Raw genomic sequence first — 22,870 nt, forward strand, 5'->3', positions numbered from 1 at the left:
CATCCCGATCACATCATCGAGAACAGCCTCACCACGACCCGCCACCGGCGTACCCACCGCAACATCCGCACTACCCGACACCCGCGACAACAACACCGCCAACGCCGCATGCACCACCATGAACGCGGTGGTGCCCGTGTCGGTAGCAACCGAATCGATTCCGGAGGTGATGGTTTCGTCGAGCACGAAGGTGTGTGACGCACCGCGACCCGATGCAGTCGCCGGGCGAGGCCTGTCGGTAGGCAGCGCGAGCTGATCCGGCAGGTCGACGAGCGCTCCGCGCCAGTATCTCTCCTGCACACTCACCAGAGACTTCGGGTCCTCGGGTGACCCGAGTACCTGTCGCTGCCACAGCGTGTAGTCGGCGTACTGCACATCGAGTGGCGCCCAACCGGGAGCTTCGCCCACCGCGCGAGCGATGTATGCGGTGATGAGGTCGCGCATCAACGGGATCATCGAGAAACCGTCCGCGGCGATATGGAAGGCGACGACGACCAGCACGTGCTCGGTAGCGCTGAGGCGTAGCAGCCGAATTCGCACCGGCGTCGACCTGGTGACGTCGAATCCTTCGGTCACCAGCGATACCACCCGATCGAACACCTCGGCCTCGTCGATGTTCTCGACGGCGAAGTCCGTTCGGCTCGCGGACGCCGGCAGGATGACCTGGATACCGGTTCCTGCCGATTCGGGATACACGGTCCGCAGAATTTCGTGGCGCGCCACGACGTCCTCGATCGCTGCTGTCAGTGCCGCTTCATCGAGCGACCCGGTCAGTCGCACAGCGGCGGGAATGTTGTTGACCGCAGACTCGGGCTCGAGCCGGTTGAGGAACCACATACGCTGCTGCGCCAGCGACAGAGGGATACGTTCCGGTCGGGGCATCGCGGTGAGCTCGACGCGTCCGCCGGTGTTGGATTCGACCCGTGCGGCCAGTCCTTCGACGGTGGACGCCTCGAACAATTCACGCACCGCGACCCGCGAGTTGAGGGCAGCGCCGAGCCGCGACACCAATTGGGTTGCGACGAGGGAGTTTCCACCGAGCGCGAAGAAGTCGTCGTCCAGGCCCACTCGCGGGGTGCCGAGCACCTCGGCGAAGACTGCGGCGACGATCTCTTCGATCGGGGTCGACGGTGCCCTGAATTCGGTAGTGGCGAACTCGGGGGCGGGAAGCGCCTTGCGGTCGAGCTTGCCGGATGTGTTGAGCGGGAACTCCGACAGCGTGACTATGGCAGCGGGAATCATATAGCGCGGCAATGTTTTACCGAGCGCAGCCCGCAGCTCGTCGACATCGATCACAGAGGAACCATCGATCACAGAGGAGGCAGACGGTACGACGTAACCGACGAGCTGATCCCCTGCATCGGTTGACACGATCGACACTGCGGACAATCCGACGGTGGGCTGCGCGGCCAAGGCCGCTTCGATCTCGCCGAGCTCGATCCGCTGACCGCGGAACTTGACCTGGAAGTCGGTTCGTCCGATGTAGTCCAGTCGGCCGTCGGGACGCATCGTGACTAGGTCGCCTGTGCGATACATACGGCTGCTCGCCGATGTTCCTGCGGCGGAGGATGTTCCTGCGGCGGAGGATGTTCCGACGAAGAACGGATTTGCGACGAAGCGATCGGCCGTCAGGTCCACCCGTCCGTGGTAGCCACGAGCGAGTTGGACACCCGCCAGATACAGCTCGCCGGGAACGCCGGCCGGTACCGGTGCGAGACGGGAGTCCAGAACGTAGACCGCGGAGTTCCATTCCGGTCGTCCGATGGTGACAGCGGAGCCCACCGCGGTGTCGGTGACGTCGGCGTAGGTGATCGACACGGCGGCTTCGGTCGGGCCGTACAGGTTGTGCACTCGCGCGTCGGACACTCGCGCGAACTCGCGGACAGCTTCCCCCGGAAGGGCTTCGCCGATGACGAAGATCTGACGGAGCGTCGCGATGGATGCGGCTGTGACGGCACCGGCGAACACCGAGAGCATCGTCGGGACGAAATCGGTGACGGTGACCGATTGCTTCGCGATGACCTCGGCGAGATATCCAGGATCTCGGTGTCCGTCCGGGGTGGCCAGGACGAGCGTGGCACCGACGCGCAGCGGCAAGAAGAAGCCCCACAGCGACACGTCGAACGTGGTTGCGGTCTTCTGCAGGTAGACATCATCGGGTCGGAGGTCGTACTCGGACTGCATCCATTCCATCTGGTTGACGATCGCTCGGTGGCTGACCGCAACCCCCTTGGGCTTACCTGTCGAACCCGAGGTGAAGATGACGTACGCGATCGAATCCGGTGACGGACCGGTGCCTGACTCTGCCCGAACCGACCCCGCCGAATCGGAATCGGCGCCTGCTCGAGGCACCTCGTGTACATCGATCACTGCGGTCGCGCGCGGCGGCGTGAAATCGTCCTCGGACCTGGTGAGAACGCAGATGGGATCGGCGGCGTCGAGTATGTATCCGATGCGCTCGATCGGGTGGTCCGGGTCGATGGGAACGAACCCTGCACCCGATCGGAGCACCGCGTACATCCCGACGAGCAGATCGACGGAGCGCCTGATCGCCAGCGCCACCAGTGTGTCGGGGCCTGCACCTGCACCGACGAGCACCCGAGCCAGCTCGTCGACACGGTGCGCGAACTCGCCGTAGGTCAGCGAACGGTCGCCGTAGACGACGGCGGTCTCACTGGGGCCCTCGTCCACCATCGTGTCGAATCGGTCGAGTAGAAGCGCCGGTGCCAGTTCGTGATCGGTCTCGTTCCAACGCCGGACGAGGTGCTCGTGTTCCTCCTCGGTCAGCAGATCGATGTCGCCGACAGTCGCCGACGGATCCTGCGTGACGGCCGCGAGCACGCGCAGCAGCCTGTCCTCGATCCGTTCGATACCGGATGCATCGAACAGGTCTGTTGCGTAAGTGAATTCGATGGACCACCCATTGCCGTCCTGGGTTTCCGACACGGCGATCTGCAGGTCGAACTTCGCGATGCCTGCGTCGAAATCCACTGCGGAGACGGACAGGTTCGGTAGCTCGAGTTGCGAGGTCCCCAGGTTCTGAAAGAACAACGCGACCTGGAACAGCGGATGGCGTGCCGTCGACCGGGCCGGGTCCAGAATCTCGACAACGCGCTCGAAAGGGATATCCGCATTCGCGAACGCTGCCAGATCGTTTTCGCGGACCCGGTCGAGGAGTTCGTCGAAGCGCGCAGGGGCATCGACGCGTGTCCGCAGGACCAGCGTGTTGACGAACATGCCGATGAGATCGTCCAGGGCAGCTTCGCCGCGGCCCGCGATCGGCGCACCGACCGCGATGTCGTCGGTTCCGGACAGCCGCGCCAGGAGGACCGCAACCGCAGCGTGGACCACCATGAAGGGCGTCGAACGATGTTCTGCCGCGACCTGTTCCACGGCCGATCGCAGTTCGGCCTCGATCGTGAACCGATGAGTCCGACCTCGATTGCTCGCCACCGCCGGTCGCGCGCGGTCGAACGGAAGATCGAGCTGATCCGGCAGGCCATCCAGTGTGCGCTGCCAATACGACTTCTGAGCACTGATGATCGAGTTCGGATCGTCCTCCGAGCCGAGGATCTCGCGCTGCCAGAGCGTGTAGTCCGCGTAGTGCACGGGCAGGGGTTCCCAGGTGAGGTCGAGACCGGCGGCGCGAGCGGTGTAGGCACGCACCACATCGCGCGTCAGCGGCCCGAGCGAGAAACCGTCGGCTGCGATGTGGTGGATCACGAACACCAGGACGTGCTCGGTCGAGGACACCTCGTACAGGCTGGCGCGGAACGGAACTCGCTCGGTGACGTCGAACCCGGTGAGCACCATCTCTTCTATCGACGCGGCGAGTCGATGCTCCTCGACGGGAATCGGTGCCAGGTCGGGGATGACCGCTCTGGTGGGAACTATTTCCTGGTATCCCACTCCGTTTGCTTCCGGGTACACCGTGCGCAGTGATTCGTGCCGGGACAACAGGTCCGCGACCGCGACGTGCAGGGCATGGCGATCCAGCAATCCGGACAACCGAATTGCGACGGGAATGTTGTTGACCGCGGACTCCGGCTCGAGCCTGTTCAGAAACCACATCCGTTGCTGAGCCATCGACAGAGGGATGCGGTCTGGGCGGGTTCGCGCCGCCAACGGTACGCGGGCGCCCTTCCCGACCTCGGATTCGATCCGCACGGCCAACGCGGCCACGGTGGAGACCTCGAACAACAGGCGTACGGGCACGGTGGTGTCGAGAGCTGCTCCCAGCCGCGAACTGACCTGGGTCGCGATCAGCGAGTTGCCGCCGAGCGCGAAGAAGTCGTCATCGGCACCGACACGTTCGACGCCCAACACTTCACCGAACACGCCGGCGACGATCTCCTCCACCGGTGTCGACGGAGCCCGGAATGCGCGCGCCTGCACTTCGGGTTCGGGTAGCGCCGTGCGGTCCAGTTTGCCTGCCGCATTGGTCGGCAACGCATCGAGCACCACGAATGCCGTGGGCACCATGTAGGACGGCAGCTCGCCTGCCATTGCCCGGCGCAGCACGTCGATGTCGACCTGCGAGGTCGACGCTGCCGAATCGGTCTGCTTCGGGACCACATAGAGAACGAGCCGCTCGTCCTTCACTGCGGCCACAGCGTCTGCGACGGAAGCATCGGCGCGGGCGACCGACTCGATTTCGCCGAGTTCGATGCGCAGTCCGCGCAGTTTGACCTGGAAGTCGGTGCGTCCGATGTACTCGAGCTCGCCGGAAGCATTCCAGCGCACGAGGTCTCCGGTGCGGTAGAGGCGTCCGCCACCGAACGGATTGGCGACGAAGCGTTCGGCAGTCAGCGCTGGGCGGCCGTGATATCCGCGGGCGATTTGCACCCCGGACAGGTACAACTCACCTGCGACCTCGACGGGGACCGGACCGAGACGGTCGTCGAGCACGTAGGCAGCGGTATTCCACACTGGCGCACCCATCGGGGCCGTCGTATCGGAAAGCTCGATACCGCTCATGCCTGCGACGGTCCGACTGGTGGCGTGCACGGTGAACTCGGTCGGTCCGTAGAGGTTGTCTATGCGCGCCTCGGTCGCCCGGGCCAGCGCGGCAACAGTGGATGTCGGCAAGGCCTCGCCCGCCAATTGGATCAACCGCAGCGTCGAGGAGTCGCGTGCGGAGATCTCCGAGGAGAACACCGGAACCATGGACGGTACGAACGATGTGGCGCTCACCCGTTCGGCTTCGACCACTTCGGCGAGGTACGACGCGTCGCGGTGCCCGTCCGGGCGGGCGATCACCATACGAGCACCTGCCGCCGGCGCCCCGAAGATCTCCCAGACCGAAACGTCGAACGTGAAAGGTGTCTTCTGAAGTACGACATCCTCGGGGTTGAGCCCGTACTCGGAGACGATCCAGGAAACCTGGTTGACGACCGCACTGTGCGGCACGGCCACACCTTTGGGCCGACCGGTCGAGCCGGAGGTGAACACCACGTAAGCGAGATGCTCCGGCCGCAGTGGGACGCGGCGTTCGGCATCGACCACCGGGGAGTCCGAGTACGCGGACAGATCGAGCTCGTCGACGGCGACTACCTCGCCCAGCGCTGCGTCGATGCGATCCTTCGAGGTGGTCAGCACCACCGCGGCTCCGGCGGTGTCGAGGATGTATCGGTTTCGCTCGGACGGCTGGTCGGGGTCCATCTGCACGTACCCGCCGCCTGCCTCGACAACCGCATACAGCGCGAGCACCATGTCGATCGATCGACGCATCGCCACTGCGACGAGTACGTCCGGGCCGACACCGCGATCGACCAGGAACCGAGCGAGTTGAGCTGTGCGCGAGGCGAATTCACGGTAGGAAAGATGCTCGCCTTCGAAGGACAGCGCCACTGCGTCCGGGGTGGCCGAGGCCGTGCGATGGAACGCGTCGAGCAGTGTCCGATCGGTGACGTCGTGGCCTGTCGCGTTCCACGTCTCGACCACGAGGGCACGTTCGCTCGCGTCGATGAGCTCGATGTCACCGACTGTGATCGACGGATCCGCGCTCGCGGCGTCCAGAACCGACATCAGGCGCGCCGCCAAGGTGTCGACCGTGGCCTTGTCGAACAGGTCGGTGGCGTAGGTGAAGTCCAGTGCCCATCCCGGACCGGACTCGCTGCCCTCATGGTCGTGGTCGTGGTCGGAGACAGTGACCTGCAAATCCATCTTGGCCACGGCCGTGTCGAACTCGACACCGGAGACGGTGAGTCCGGGAAGCTCGAGCGAGGTGTCGCCGAGGTTCTGGAATACGAGCAACACCTGGAAGAGCGGGTGGCGAGCCTGGGACCGGGCGGGGTCGAGCACTTCCACGAGCCGTTCGAAGGGCACATCGGCACTACCGAACGCGTCGAGATCGATCTTTCGCACAGAGTCGAGGAGTCCGGAGAACGGTTCGGCCGCAGTCACTCTTGTGCGCAGCACGAGAGTGTTGACGAACATGCCGACGAGTTCGTCGAGCACCTGCTCACCGCGGCCGGCGACGGGGGTGCCGATGGGGATGTCGTTGGTGCCGGACACACGTGCAAGCAGTGCCGACAGAGCCGCGTGAACCACCATGAACGGGGTCGCGCGGTGACGTGCCGCGACGTCCTCCACGCGTCGGCGAATCGAGGGCGCGACGACGGCCCTGGTGGTCGCTCCGCGCCCGGAGGCGACGGCCGGTCGACGACGGTCCGACGGAATGTCGAGTTGGTCCGGCAGCTCGGACAGAGTCCGTTTCCAGAATCGCTCCTGAGCGGAGATCAACGAATCCGGATCGTCCTCTGCCCCGAGTACGCCCCGCTGCCACAGCGAGAAGTCCGCGTACTGCACTTCGAGCGGTGCCCAGCCCGGAGCGGTACCTTCGCTGCGCGCGGCGTAGGCGGTCATGACGTCCCGCGTGAGCGGAACCATCGAGTATCCGTCGGCCGCGATGTGGTGCGCCACGACGACGAGCACGTGCTCCGTTCCCGACAATTCGAGCAGCCGAAGCCGCACTGGAACCTCTTCGGTGACGTCGAATCCCTGGGTCACGATGTCGAAGACGCGCGAGTACAGATCGTTCTCGTCGACCGACTCGGTCACCAGAGCAGGCGCAGTCTCGTCGACCTCGAGGATGACCTGGTGGCCGACTCCATCGGACTGTGGGTAGAGCGTCCGCAACACTTCGTGACGCTCGACGACATCGTCGACGGCGGCGCGCAGCGCATCGATGTCGAGCAGGCCCGAGAGCCGGATCGCTACGGGAATGTTGTTCACCGCGGACTCCGGGTCGAGCCTGTTGAGGAACCACATCCGCTGCTGCGACATGGACAGCGGGACAACGTCGGGTCGTATCTGGCGGGTGAGCGGCTCGCGAACCGATGCCCCGGACGATCGAGCTTCTTCGACGAGGCCGGCCAGACCCGCTGCCGTCGAGGCGTCGAAGAATCCCCGCACCTCGACCTTGACTTTCAGGTCGGCGTTGACGCGTGCGATGGCACGGGTTGCACTGAGCGAGTTGCCACCGAGAACGAAGAAGTCGTCGTCCACTCCGATTCGGTCGGCACCGAGAATGTCCTCGAACACCGCCACCACGGCCCGCTCGACGTCCGTCTCGGGTGCGCGGTACTCGGCTGTGAAGTCAGCAGCGGCCGGTTTCGGCAGCGCCTTGCGGTCCAGCTTGCCGCTCGCGTTCAACGGGAATTCATCCAGTGGGACGAATACTGCGGGAACCATGTAGTCGGGCAGACGATCTCGAATTCCCGCTGCAAGCACATCGGAGTCGGCATCACCGGTGGTGACGACGTACGCCACGAGCCGGTCGTCCACGCCTGTTCCGGATTCATCCGAGAGCACGAGAACGACGGCCTGCTGCACCGTCTCCTGCGCCAGAAGTGCAGCCTCGATCTCGCCCAGCTCTATACGAAGGCCTCGCAGTTTGACCTGGAAATCGGTGCGGCCCAGATATTCCAACGCTCCCGCACTGTTCCACCGAACCAGGTCGCCGGTGCGGTACATCCGCTCCCCCGGCGCCCCGGCGACGTCTGCGACGAACCGGTCCGCGGTGAGATCGGGGCGAGCGATGTACCCCCGAGCCAGTTGGATGCCGGAGAGATACAGCTCCCCGGCGACGCCGGGCGGTGTGCGGTGCAGGCCCTCGTCGAGCACGTGCAACCCGGTGCGGGGTACCGCGACACCGATCGGAACCGAGACCGTATCCGAGCCGTCGGTGCGGTGGTAGGTGACGTCCACTGCGGCTTCTGTCGGACCGTAGAGGTTGTGCAACTCGGCCTCGAAGAGGGCGTGAAAGCGCGTGGTGGTCGAGGCCGGAAGCGCCTCGCCGGACGCGAACACCTGCCGCAGACTCGACATGGACGGTTCCTCGTCAGCCGTGTCGAACTGCCCGAGGAACACCGACAGCATCGACGGGACGAAGTGCGCGGTCGTCACCGAATGCGAGGCCATGACCTCGGCGATGTACGCGGGGTCCCGATGCCCGTCCGGCGCCGCGATGACGAGCTTGGCACCGACCTGCAGCGGCCAGAAGAACTCCCACACCGACACGTCGAACGTGAACGGCGTCTTCTGCAGAACGACGTCCGGGGCGGTCAGCGGGTAGTCGCGCTGGCGCCAGTCGAGGTTCGCGACGATCGCTTCGTGCGAGACAGCGACGCCTTTGGGACGACCGGTCGAGCCGGAGGTGAAGATGACGTACGCGGTGTTCTCGGGCCGCAACTGCGCTCGTTCGTCCCCCGTCATCGGCGCGGACGAAAGGTGGCTCACGTCCTCGGTGTCGACGAAGAGCGTCCTGATGCCCGACGGGAAGGCGGTGTTCTCCGTCGATGTCGTGAGCACGAGGAGTGGCTCGGCGAGATCGAGAACGTACGCGATGCGGTCGGCCGGGTGAGCCGGATCGACGGGTACGTAGGCGCCGCCTGCTTCGAGCACCGCGTACATCGCCACGAGCATCTCGATCGACCGTGAGATGGACAGACCCACGCGGGCATCCGGGCCCACTCCGAGTTCGACGAGCTTGCGCGCGAGCTGGTTGACGCGCGCATCGAACTCGGCGTAGGTGAGAGAGGTGTCCTCGAATACGAGAGCGGTGGCGTCGGGGGTGCGTTCGACCTGGGCACGGAACCGGGCAGGCAGTACGTTGGCCGCAGGTGCTGCGGCCTTTTTGCCCGACTCGCCCAGCACGTCGCGCGCGTCGGCGAGGACACGTTCGACGATGGAGTCGAGACCACCGTCGGTCGACTCGACCGCTCCGGGCACAAGGGATGAGAGGGCGAGCGGCACCAGCGCGTCGGCGCCGAGGACCCCACCCATCGCGGTATCGAGATCGGTCAACTCTCGGTGAAGATCCCCGTACGAGACGGTGGTACCGGCCAGATCGAGTGCGGTTCGATCCGCATCGGCCCGAGCAACGCGGGCCACCAGTCCCGGTAGATCGTCGATCGCCGTCGAATGCGAACCGGATCCACCAGACACCATCAACTCTTCCTCCCGCTCACCCTGCATTGCCCACGCACGTCGATTATCCCTGCCCACACCGACACCGACCCACGTCCCCCAGCGGGAACCCGACACGATGTCTCGGCAGCTGAGGTCAGCGTCCGATCACCGCTTCGGCTGCGCCGATCATCGACGCCACCGCCGCTGCATAGCCTTCGGCACCGAGCGCCGGCAGGATGCCCGGCACCAGTTGCGAGAGCGCGACCGTCACGAGCGCCTCGGGCTTGAGCGTGGCACCCATCGCCTTCGATACCGCGGCAAGCTTGGCATGCAACTGCTCGAAGGTGATCTCGGCTGCGTCGTGCGTGAGCACCACGGCGGCCGGGTCGACCGCTGCTGCCTCGGACACCAGGGCCGGAAGGTCGTCCACCGTCCGCGCGACCCGCTTGGGTGCGAACGCGGCGCGCTCGGCCTCGGACAGGATATCGATCGAGCGAAGCGTGACCGATGGATCCTGCGTCACCGCGTCGAGTATGCGTAGGAACCTGTCCGCGAACTTCTCCACTGTCGACCTGGTGAAGATGGACGTCGCATAGTTGAACAGGGCACGTACGTCCTGCAGAGTGCCCGACTCGTCGAACTGCTCGATCGCAGTCAGCTGCAGGTCGAACTTCGCCTGGTCCTCGTCGGCGGCGAGCGTCGACACCTCGAGACCCGGCAGCGCGAAGGTTCCACTGACAGCGTTCTGGAAGGTGAGCATCACCTGGAACAGCGGCGAGTAGGCGCTCGAACGCGTACGCCCCATCGCCTCGACGAGACGCTCGAACGGTACGTCCGCATGACCGAATGCGGCCAGGTCGGTCTCCCGTGTCCGCGCCAGCAGTTCGGCGAACGTCAGACCGCCCTCGACGCGAGTGCGCAGTACCAGGGTGTTGACGAACATCCCAACCAGATCGTCGAGCGCTTCCTCGCCACGACCCGCCGTCGGAGTCCCGATCGCGATGTCGTCGGTACCGCTGAGCCTGGCGAGCAGCACCGCGAGAGCACTGTGAACGACCATGAAGACCGTCGCGTTGTGTTCGCGTGCAGTCTTGTCCAACCTCTGCGAGATCTCCGGCCCCAGCGCGAACTCGTATGCCTCACCGATGGTCGACTGCCGCGCCGGACGCGGTCGGTCGGTCGGCAGCGGCAACAGGTCCGGAAGCCCGGAGAGCTCCTGCGTCCAGAACTCCAGCTGCGAGGACAGTGCGCTGTCCGGATCGTCCTCGCTGCCGAGGACCTCGCGCTGCCACAGACTGAAGTCTGCGTACTGCACCGGCAGCGGTGCCCACTGGGGAGCATCGCCGGCGGCCCGCGAGGTGTACGCCAGCATCACATCGCGGATCAGCGGGCGCATCGAGAACCCGTCGGCCGTGATGTGGTGCGCGACGAGAGCAAACACGTGGTCGGTCTCGTCCAGTTGGAACAGACCCGCTCGGACGGGCACCTCCGAGGTGACGTCGAACCCACCACGAAGCACCTCGCCGACCCGCTGGTAGACCTCCGCTTCGGTGACGGGCACCGGCCTCAGATCCGGCAGGGCATCGGCGACCGTTCCGATGAGCTGAATCGGGCCGTCAGCGCTGTCCGGGTATCTGGTGCGCAACACCTCGTGCCGATCGATCACATCTGCCATCGCCGCGGCGAATGCACTCACATCGAGCGCACCGGTGAACCGAACAGCTGCCGGAATGTTGTACGCCCCGGACTCGGTATCCACCTGGTTGATCGTCCACATGCGTTGCTGCGCGAGCGAAAGCGGCACCGTGGCAGGGCGCTCCCGCGCGAGGAGAGGCACCTGGGCGCCCCCACCCACGAGCGGTTGGATACGTGCTGCGAGCGCAGCAACCGTCGAGGCCTCGAAGATCGTGCGAACCGGCACCTTGGTGTCCAGCGCTGCCCCGAGCCTCGACACGACCTGCGTGGCGATCAGCGAGTTGCCGCCCAGAGCGAAGAAATCGTCGTCCAGCCCGACTCGATCGACACCGAGAACATCCGCGAGGGTACTTGCCACCACTTCCTCGACTGGATTGGTCGGGGCACGGAACTCACCGACCGCGAAGTCCGGGGCCGGCAGTGCCCTGCGGTCCAGCTTGCCGTTGGTGTTGAGCGGCAACGCATCGAGGACAACGAATGCCGACGGCACCATGTACGACGGCAGACTCGAGGTCAGTGACGTCCGAATGGCCGCCGTATCGAGATCGCCTGCCGCATCGGAAGGCGTGGCGGACGGAACGACGTACGCGACCAACTGGTCACCGGTGCGTCCGTCGTTGTGCACGGTCACCGCGGCCTCGCGCACGGAATCCTGGGCACGCAGCGCAGCTTCGATCTCACCGAGCTCGATTCGGTAGCCGCGCACCTTGACCTGGAAATCCGCGCGTTCGACGTACTCGAGCTCGCCCGCGCGGTTCCACTTGACGATGTCACCGGTCCGGTAAGCACGAGTTCCACGCTCGCCGAACGGGTTGGCGACGAAGCGGTCTGCCGTCAGATCGGCCCGTCCGTGGTAGCCACGCGCCAACTGCGCGCCCGCGAGGTAGAGCTCACCGCTGACGCCCACCGGCACGGGGTGCAGGCGCGAATCGAGAACCAGCACTTCGGAGTTCCACTCCGGCCGGCCGATCGGCACCGTCTGGGTGTCCTCCTCGCCGACACGGTGCGAGGTGATCGACACAGCCGCCTCGGTCGGACCGTAGAGGTTGAACAGCTCCGCAGAGTTGCTCTCGCGGAAGGCACGCGCAGTCTCGGCCGGTAGTGCCTCGCCGATGGCGAGTACGCGGCGCAGCGTGGACGGCATCGAGCCTGCGGCAACCGTGCTCAGCATCGAGAGCATCGACGGAACCACGTGCAAGGTGGTGATCCGCTGCTCGCGCAGCAACGCCAACAGGTAGTCCGGATCGCGATGCCCGTCTGCTGTGGCAATCACGACGGACGCGCCGACAGTCAGAGCCGACCAGAATTCCCAGACGGACAGGTCGAAGGTGGCTACGGTCTTGAGCAGCACCGAATCAGTTGCGTCCATACCGAATTCGGCGTGCTTCCACAGCAGTTGATTGACGATCGCAGCGTGAGCGACCGCCACGCCCTTCGGCTTACCGGTGGACCCGGAGGTGAAGATCACGTACGCGGTGTTGCCGCTGCGCAGCGGTGACAACCGCTCGCTCGGACTGATCGGCGCGCTGTCGGTCCCCGCGTACTCGAGATCGGCGAGATCGATTGCACCGTCGATGTCGACTGCTTCCGCCGACGTGGTGATCACGCAGACAGGCTGTGCGACATCGAGGATGTACCGGGTTCGCTCGGCCGGTTGATCCGGGTCGATGGGCACGTAGGCACCGCCGGCCTTGACGATGGCGTACATGCCCACCATGAGCTCGACCGATCGGCGAATCGCGAGACCCACCAGGGACTCCGGTCCGACGCCCCGATCGATGAGCGACCGAGCGACACGATTGACCCGTGCGTCGAACTCCGCGTAGGTCAGACTCTGGCCCTCGTACACGAGTGCGGTGGCGTCGGGATTGCGTTGCACCTGATCGTCGAACAGATCGACCAGCGTTGCGGCGGCGTCGATCTCGTGGGCGGTGTCGTTCCAACCGGAGACCAGCTCCCGCTGCTCCGAGGAGTCGAGGATCGGCAGATCGCCGACAGCCGCGTCGGGATCGGCAACCACGGCCTCGAGCACCCGAACGAATCGGTCCACGATCGACCGGACGGTCGACTCCTCGAACAGATCGGTCGCGTACGTCATGAGAGCTTCGAATCCGGCGGGCGCACCGTCGTCCTCGTAGCGGTCCGCGAGGATCAGGTGCAGATCGAACTGCGATGTCCCGGAATCGGCGTCCACCGCCGACACCGTCAGCTCGCCCAGTTCGAGGGCGGTCTGCGCCACGTTCTGGAACGAGAAACCGACCTGGAACAGCGGATGCCGCGCAGTCGAGCGTGCCGGGTTGAGCACCTCGACGAGACGCTCGAACGGTACGTCGGCGTTTGCGAACGCCTGCAGATCCGTCTCCCGAGTCGCAGCGAGCAGCTCGGTGAAACCACGTCCACCGTCGACGTCGAGCCGGAACACCAGGGTGTTGACGAACATGCCGACGAGATTGTCGAGCACTGCCTCGCCTCGACCGGCGATCGGCGTACCGACGGCGATATCGTTCATGCCCGACAACTTCGACAGCAGCACGGACAACGCCGCGTGTACAGCCATGAAGACAGTTGCGTTGTGCGTGCGGGCCAGTTCCTGAAGTGCCGCATGAGTATGCGCCGAGACAGTGAACTCGACGCGGTCACCGCGGAAGCTCTGATCGGCCGGCCGGGGCTTGTCGATGGGCAACGTCAACTGATCCGGCAGATCCGCGAGGGCGGACCTCCAGTAGCCGAGCTGCTCGGCGCCCACGGAGTCCGGGTCGTCCTCGTGGCCGAGGACCTCGCGCTGCCAGAGCGCGTAATCGGCGTACTGCACCGGCAGCGGAGCCCAGTCCGGTGTCCGGCCGCTGGTGCGGGCCGCATACGCCGTCATCAGGTCGGTCGTCAACGGCACCATCGACGAACCGTCGGCGGAGATGTGATGGACGACCATCGCCACGACGTACTCGTCCTGCGTAATGCGGAAGAGCGTCACACGGACCGGCACCTCGGAGGTGACATCGAACGCGGTGGCGGCCAGGGCCATCACCCGTCCCGTCACGGAATCGGCATCGGTGTCCTCCACGGCCAGAGCGATATCGGCTCGCTCCGCCGAGAGGATCTGCTGCACCGGACCCGATTCGGTGTCGGGGTAGATCGTCCGCAGAGTTTCGTGGCGTTCGACGAGATCACCGATGGCCGCTGCGAACGCGTCGGTGTCCAGATGCCCGGACAACCGCAGTGCCATCGGGATGTTGTAGGCAGTCGATGCACTGTCGAACCTGTTGAGGAACCACATGCGTCGCTGCGCCAGCGACAGCGGAATCTGCTGTGGCCTCTCACGAGCGACCAACTCCACGCGTCCGCGTCCGACAGCAGACTCGACACGACCCGCAAGGTCACCGACCGAGGACGCTTCGAAGAGCAGACGCACCGGTACGGAGGTGTCGAGGGCGCTGCCGAGCCGTGAGACCACCTGGGTCGCCATCAGCGAGTTGCCGCCGAGGGTGAAGAAGTCGTCGTTGACGCCGACACGAGCGAGGCCGAGGACGTCGGCGAAGACGCCGGCGACGATCTCCTCGACCGGAGTCGAGGGCGCCCGGAATCCGGCAGTTGTCTGCGCCGGCTCCGGCAGCGCCTTGCGATCGAGTTTGCCGTTGACCGTCAACGGGATCTCGTCCATCGACACGAACGCCGACGGAACCATGTACTCGGGAACCATCTCGGCGACACCGGCCCGAACCGACTCGGTGTCCACTGTGCCGACGACATACGCGACGAGTCGCTGCGCGCCCGGCGAGTCCTCGCGGACGATCACCGCCGCCGCAGTGACGGAGTCCTGCGCCGACACTGCTGCTTCGATCTCGCCGAGTTCGATACGGAAGCCACGGATCTTGACCTGGTCGTCGGCGCGCCCGAGATACACCAACTCCCCTGTGGCAGGAGTGGATGAACCTGTCTCTGAGCCAGTCTCGACCCAGCGGGCCAGGTCGCCAGTGCGGTAGAGGCGCCCGCCACCGAAGGGGTTCGCCACGAAGCGCACCGCCGACAGGTCGGCACGCCCGAGGTATCCGCGTGCCAACTGTCCACCGGAGACGTACAACTCGCCTGCCACACCCACCGGAACCGGCTGCAGCCGGGTGTCCAGCACGTAGACCCCGAGGCCCGAGATCGGTGCACCGATGACCGAGGCCGATCCGATCGAATCCGAGGACAGCGCGCGGAACGAGACGTGCACGGTCGTCTCGGTGATGCCGTACATGTTGACCAGCAGCGGCCCGTTCGAGCTGCCATCACCGTGTCGGTCGAACCATCCCGAAAGGCGACGCGGTTCGAGCGCCTCGCCGCCGAAGACGACGTAGCGCAACGACAGCTCACCCGCATCGGCGCTGCGCGCACGGTCGAGTTCGGCAAGCTGGTAGAACGCCGACGGTGTCTGATTGAGTACCGTCACGCGCTCGGTCACCAGCAGCTCACGGAATGCTTCGGGTGAGCGGGAGGTGAAGTAGTCCACCATCACCAGAGTGCCGCCGTAGAGCAACGGGCCCCACAGCTCCCACACCGAGAAGTCGAACGCGTACGAGTGGAACATCGTCCACACGTCCTCGGAGGTGAACCCGAAGGACGAATCGGTGTTGTCCATCAACCGAACGACTGTCCGGTGCGGAACCAGAACGCCCTTCGGGCGCCCGGTGGAACCGGAGGTGTAGATCACATACGCCAGGTTGTCTGCCCGGAGCGGTGCGAGTCGATCGGCGTCGGTAACCGGCGCCGAATCTTCCTCCACACCAGCCGATTGCGCAGCAAAGGGATCTACGACGGCAATGCCGGCCTCGCCGATGCTCGCCATCGACTCCTGCGCTGCCACCTCCGCCGTGGTGACCACAGCCACCGGAGCTGCGTCGGCGATCATGAACTCGATGCGCTCACGCGGGTACGACGGATCCACCGGCAGGTATCCCGCACCGGCCTTGACGACAGCGACGAGCGCTACGACCAATTCGGCCGAACGTGGTAGAGCCACGGCGACCAGTGAATCCGGGCCTGCACCGGCACCGATGAGCGTGCGCGCGAGGCGATTCGCGCGGCTGTCGAGCTCGGAAAAGGTGAGCGAGACTCCCTCGAATCGAACCGCGACCCCGTCCGGGTGCGCCGCCACCGCGGCGTCGAACCGTTCGACCAACGTCGCCGCGTTCACCGACACATCGGCGCCCGAGGAACTCCACTGCGTCAGCACGCGATCGCGGGTCGAGTCGTCGACGATCGCGATATCGCCCACCGCAGTGGTGGGATCGGAGGCGATGGCGTCCAGTACTGCGAGGAACTGCTCACCCATCGCCTCGATGGTCGAGGCGTCGAACAGATCCTTCGCGTAGCTGACGTAACACGTCAGGCCACCCTGCTGCGCGGCTTCCTCGAAGGTGAACTGCACATCGAACTTGGCGATCTCGGCGTCGAACTGCAGCGCCTCGGCGGACAGTCCTGGTAGCTCCAGCGCCGTGTGCCCGAGGTTCTGGAACGCCAACACCACCTGCACGAGCGGGTGCCGCGCCTGCGAACGCTGCGGATCGAGCACCTCGACGAGACGCTCGAACGGAACGTCGGCGTGGGCGAACGCCTGTAGGTCGACCTCCCGTGCGTGCGCAAGGAGTTCGTCGAAGGCGGTTCCCGGGGACACTTCGGTCCGCAGCACCAACGTGTTGACGAACATGCCGATCAGATCGTCGAGCTTCGCGTCGCCGCGCCCTGCGATCGGAGTTCCGATCGCCACGTCCTCCGAGGCCGACAGCCTGGACATGAGAATCGCGAGCGCTGCGTGAACCACCATGAACAGCGACGCGTTGTGGCGTCGAGCAAGACTGTCCAGACTGCGGTGCAGCTCGGCCGAGACCGAGAACTGGGCAGTACGGCCACGATTGGTTGCCACAGCCGGTCGGGCGTGATCGAACGGGAGCTCGATCTGATCGGCGAGCCCCGACAACTGACTCGTCCAGTACGACACCTGCGCCGACGCCTCCGAGGACGGGTCGTCCTCACTGCCGAGGACAGCGCGCTGCCACAACGTGTAGTCCGCATACTGCACCTCGAGCGGGCGCCAGTCCGGGGTCTCGCCGAGTGCACGCGCAGCGTAGGCCAGCATCACGTCGGTGGTCAGCGGCCGCATCGAGAAACCGTCCGCAGCAATGTGATGTACCACGAACACCAGCACGTGATCGCACTCGTCGACGGCGAGCAGACGCACCCGCAGCGGTACCTCGCTGGTGACGTCGAATCCCTCGGACACGGTCTCGAGCACGGCGCCGAGCACGTCCTGCGCGGCCACCGAGATCGGTGACAAGTCGACGGCAACGTCGCCGGGTGCGAGCACCACCTGATGTCCGACCCCGTCGATCTCCGGGTACACGGTCCGCATCGTCTCGTGCCTGGCCACCACATCGGCGACCGCGGCGCTCAGCGCGTCGCTGTCGAGCGCACCGGTCAGTCGAATAGCGACCGGGATGTTGTTGACGGCAGACGCGGTGTCGAACCGGTTGAGGAACCACATCCGTTGCTGCGCCGAGGACAGCGGGATCTGCTTCGGCCGCCCGTCCTCAGTTCGGCGCGGCACGGAAACGAGCGCTGCCCGCCCACCGGAATCGGCATGGTCCTCCACGCGACGAGCAAGCGCGGCGACCGTCGAGGCATCGAACAGGGCCCGCACAGGCACCTGTGCGTCCAAAGCTGCGCTCAGCCGGGCCGCAACCTGCGTCGCGACGAGCGAGTTGCCGCCGAGCGCGAAGAAGTCGTCGTCCAGACCGACCCTGTCGACGCCGAGGACACTGGTGAAGACCTCCGCGACGATCTGTTCGATCGGCGTGGTCGGCGCCCGGAACTCCGCCGATTCGATGGACGGTTCGGGCAACGCCTTGCGATCGAGCTTGCCGGAACTCGTCAGAGGCAGAGCGTGGAGTACCACGAAGGCCGACGGGACCATATAAGCCGGAAGACGTTCTCCCACTGCCGCCGTCAGATCGGGGACAGCAGTATCAGCGGTATCAGCAACATCAGCAACATCAGCGACGAGTACGACCCATGCGACCAATCGATCACCACGGACCGCGACCACAGCCTGTGCGATGTCATCGTCGGCGAGCAGAGCGCTCTCGATCTCGCCCAGTTCGATCCGCTGCCCACGGAGCTTGACCTGGAAATCGGAGCGGCCGATGTAGTCGAGTTCGCCGGCGGGGTTCCACCGGACAACGTCTCCGGTGCGGTAGAGCCTGCCCGGTCCGAACGGGTTGGCGACGAATCGGTCCGCCGTCAGATCGGGCCGCGAGCTGTAGCCGCGCGCGAGCTGCACGCCGCCGAGGTAGAGCTCGCCCTCGGCGCCGTCCGGCGCAGGCCGCAGCGCACTGTCGAGCACGTAGACCGCAGTGTTGAACACCGGTCGCCCAATGGGTACGCCGGAGCGGTCCTGCGCGGTGTACTCGTGGTAGGTCACGTCGACTGCGGCTTCGGTGGGGCCGTAGAGGTTGACGAGACGGGTGCCCGGTAGCAGCTCGGCCAGGCGTGCGGCAGTCGCCACCGGTAGAGCTTCACCGGAGGCGAACACCCAACGCAACGCCGACGCGGCCGCAGCGGACGGTTCGGCGGTGAACACCGCCAGCATCGACGGGACGAAGTGCGCGACCGAAATAGCTTCGGCGGCCAAAAGGTCGGCGAGATACGCCGGGTCGCGGTGACCGTCCGGCTTTGCGATCACCATGCGCGCGCCGACGCGCAACGGCCAGAACAGCTCCCACACCGACACGTCGAAGGTGACAGGCGTCTTCTGCGCGACGGCATCGGACTCGGTCAACCGGTACTCGTCCTGCATCCACTCGAGGCGGTTGACGATCGCACGATGGCTGATCGTCACGCCCTTCGGCCTACCGGTCGATCCGGAGGTGAACAACACGTACGCAGCGTTGTCGGGCCTGGTCCTGCCACGCTCCGCCTCGGGCAGCGGATCGCCCGAAATGCGCTCGAGCGCTGCATCGTCGACGAACACGACGTCTGTCGAAGCGCCCGTGGCGAACTCGTCACGCACCGTCGTGAGCACGAGAACCGCGTTAGAGGTCTCCAGGATGTAGTCGACGCGATCGGCCGGCTGCTCGGGATCGAGTGGCACGTACGCACCGCCCGCCCGCAGCACGGCGTAGATTCCGACCATCATCTCCACAGACCGGCGTATGCCGATGGCAACTGCCGTGTCGGGGCCTACGCCCTTGCCGATCAGATGTCGCGCCAATCCATTTGTGCGCGCGGAGAATTCACGGTAGGTGATCGACTGCCCCTCGAAGGTCAACGCCGTCGCCTCGGGGGTGCGTTCGACCTGCCTGTCGAACTCGTCGAGAAGCAATGCATCCTCGACGTCGTGATCTGTCGCGTTCCGCTCGGCCAGCAGTTCACGCCGCTCGGCCTCGTCGAGCAGGTCGAGATCGCCGACCGCCTGAGACGGATCCTCGGCCACCGCGGTGAGGATGCGTTCGACCCGGGCAGCCATCGCTACAACCTGATCGCGGTCGAAAAGGTCCTCGAAGTATTTCAGTGTCAATCGAATTCGATCGTCGGAGACGATCAACAGGGTCAGCGGGTAGTGCGTGCTGTCGTTGGATTCGATGCCGGTGACGGCCATCCCGTCGATGTCCGACGCCTGCGCGGCCAACCCGGCTTCGTCCACCGGGTAGGACTCGAAGACTGTGAGCGTGTCGAAGAGATTTCCCACGCCCGCAGCCCGCTGTACCTCGGTCAACCCGAGGTAATGGTGGTCGAGCAGATCTGCTTGCTCACCCTGGAGTCGGACGAGGGCAGACTCCAGCGTCTCCGCCGGATCGAGGCGAACACGAACGGGCAGGGTGTTGATGAACAACCCGACCATCGACTCCACGCCAGGAAGCCCGGCCGGTCGGCCGGACACCGTTGCGCCGAACACGACGTCGTCGCGGCCCGTGGAGGCGGCGAGCAACATGCCCCAGGCGGCCTGAACGACAGTGTTGACGGTGACTCCCAGCCGCGCACCGAGGGCAGCGAGCGACCGCGAGAGTCCGGCGGACAGCGATATCTCGATCGCACCGGAACGCGAGGTGATCTCGCGATCGATCGAGGCCGGCGCCAGAATCGTCGGCTCCGGTGCATCCTCGAGTGCACGTGCCCACGCCCGAGCAGATTCGGCGTGATCCTGCCGCGCGATCCAGGACAGGAACATCCGATATGACGCCACACGCGGTAGCACGGAACCGTCGCCACCGGCCGCGTAGAGGAAGAGCAGGTCCTTCATCAGCAGCGGCATCGACCAGCCATCGATGAGGATGTGGTGGTTGGCGAAGAGCAGCCGGTACTCACCAGTCGACAGCTTCACCAGCGTGAAGCGAACGAGCGGCGCTGCGGCGAGGTCGAATTGCGTCGACTGTTCATTGGCTCGAAGCGCTTGGTATGCCTGCTCGCGAGCGCTGCCGGACAGGTCGGAGAGGTCGTGCTCGGACCATGGCACGTCGACGTCGTTCACGACGACCTGAACCGAGGATCCGTCTGCTGCTGTCACGAACGCCGTTCGCAGGTTCTCGTAGCGGTCGAGCAATGCCTGAGCGGAGCGGCGAAGACGTGCTGCGTCGACGGTCCCTTCGAGAGTGAGCACCATCTGCATCGTGTACACGTCGAGCGAGGATCCAGCCAACAATGCGTGGAATTGCAGGCCCGACTGCAGCGGTGCCAACGACCAGATGTCGGTGGTCTTCGGGTACAGCGTCTCGACCGCGTCGATGTCGCGCTGCGTCAGCGAGAGAAGTGGGACGTCGGACGGAGTCAGGCCACCGGCAGCTGGGTCAGTGACGTGATCTGCGAGTTCGGTCAGCGCCGCGACCCACAGATCGGCCAAGTCCTGCGCGTCCGTCGGTGCAATGACTCCGGTCGGGAACGCAAACGCCGCAACCAGTTCGGACGTCTCACCCGAGCCCTTCACGATGGCATTGATGTCGACCGTCTTGTTGGCGGGCATGTCGGGATCGCCGAAGACTGCCAGGTTTTCGAAATCGGAGGCCGGTAGCCAGCCCGCGATCCCTTCCGGTAGGTCACCGGTTTCCTGACGGCCGAGGTAGTTGAAGCTGATCTGCCCGGACGAGAGCTGCGACAACTCTGCTGCTGTCTCGGCATTGAGGTAGCGCAGCAAGCCGTAACCCATCCCCTTGTCGGGAATGGCGAGCATCTGCTCTTTGACGGTCTTCACTGCCGCGCCGATGGCGTTTTCACCGTCGAGGTCGATTCCCTCGAGGTCGAGCCGGACGGGAAAGACACTGGTGAACCAGCCGACCGTACGTGAGAGGTCCGCGCCGGGAACGAGCTCGTCTTCCCTACCGTGGCCTTCGAGTTGCACCAGTGTGGCCGGGGCTTCGACGCCCCGTTGGGCGCGCCAACGGCGTACGGCGACGGCGAGGGCCGCGAGCAGACCGTCGTTGACCCCGCCGCGGAAGGCGTCGGGCACCGCGGTGAGCAAGGAGCGGGTCACCGAGGCTGGCACTGTGACGGAGATTCGTTCGACGGTGGACTGCACGTCGGTGGCCGAATCGAACGGCCGCTCGCCCAGTAACGGGTCCTCGGTGGCCGAGATGCGGCGCCACAGATCCAGTTCGAGCAAGCGTTTCTCGGATCGGGCCTCTTCTTCGAGCGCGTGCGCCCAGCGACGCTCGGACGTACCCACGTCCGGGAGCTCGGGTGTGGTGCCGAGCGCGATCTGAGCCCAGGCGGAGACGAAGTCCGGCACCAGGATGCGCCACGAGACACCGTCGACCACGAGGTGGTGTGCGATCACGACGAGGCGGCCCGGCACGTCGCGGCCGAAGTCGACCCAGACGAAACGCAACATGTGGCCGGCGCGCGGATCGAGGTGGCGCATCGACAGATCGACGGCCTCCGATGCCGCGGCCATGATGTCCTCGGACTTGGCCTCCGCGTCGATCACGATGTGGTCGATCGAGGAGTCGAGGTCCACGGAGCCGGGCTCGGAAATCTCGAGACCCCACCCCTGGTCGTCATGCACGAGTCGTGCGCGCAGGCCGTCGTGACGGTCGACGACTTCGGTGACCGTGCGGAGTATGCCGCGGCGGTCGATGCCGACGGGCAGGTCGAGGGTCACCGATTGCACGAAGCGGTCGAAGGATCCGCCGCGCTCGATCATCGACTGCGCGAACGGTGTCAACGGCATACGCCCGACGCCGCCGCCGGGGAGCTCCTCGAGCACGACCCTGTCGGCGGTGTCGCCCTCGGTTGTCGATACCGAAGCGAGGAGCGCAACTGTCTTCTGCTCGAACACATCTCGTGGTGTGATGATCACGCCACGAGCACGCGCACGGGCAACCAACTGGATGGAGACGATGCTGTCGCCACCGAGAGCGAAGAACGAGTCGTCGACGCCTACTCGATCGACGCCGAGCACCTCGGTGAAGACCTCGCTGAGAATCTGCTCGACGTCACTGTCCGCGCCGCGGAAGTCGGCAGAGCTTTCGAAGACGGGTTCGGGCAGTGCTTTTCTATCCAGCTTGCCCGAGGGTCCGAGTGGAAGTGCGTCGAGTACCAGAACCATTGCAGGCACCATGTATTCGGGCACGAGCGCGGCCACGCTCCGCAATAGCGCGTCGATATCTACCGTGGAGCCGGCGGACGGCACAACATACGCCACCAACTGATCGTGACGAACCAGCACCACCGCCTGCGCAACCACACCCTCAGCCAACAACGCCGACTCGATCTCACCCAACTCGATCCGCAACCC

2 protein-coding genes are annotated in these 22,870 nt (G+C 65.6%); both read right to left on the minus strand.

The window, feature by feature from the left end:
• The coding region (locus KVY23_RS23905; RefSeq protein ID WP_230558437.1) for a non-ribosomal peptide synthetase at positions 1–9,510 on the minus strand (9,510 nt) is incomplete at its 3' end.
• 58 nt (positions 9,511–9,568) lie between these two features.
• Positions 9,569–22,867 carry a non-ribosomal peptide synthetase gene (locus tag KVY23_RS23910; RefSeq protein ID WP_268995395.1) on the minus strand — a complete coding sequence of 4,433 codons (13,299 nt, stop codon included), beginning with the start codon at positions 22,865–22,867 and terminating at the stop codon, positions 9,569–9,571.
• Positions 22,868–22,870 lie beyond the last annotated feature (3 nt).

Source organism: Rhodococcus sp. I2R (assembly GCF_020889545.1).
Lineage (GTDB): Bacteria > Actinomycetota > Actinomycetes > Mycobacteriales > Mycobacteriaceae > Rhodococcoides.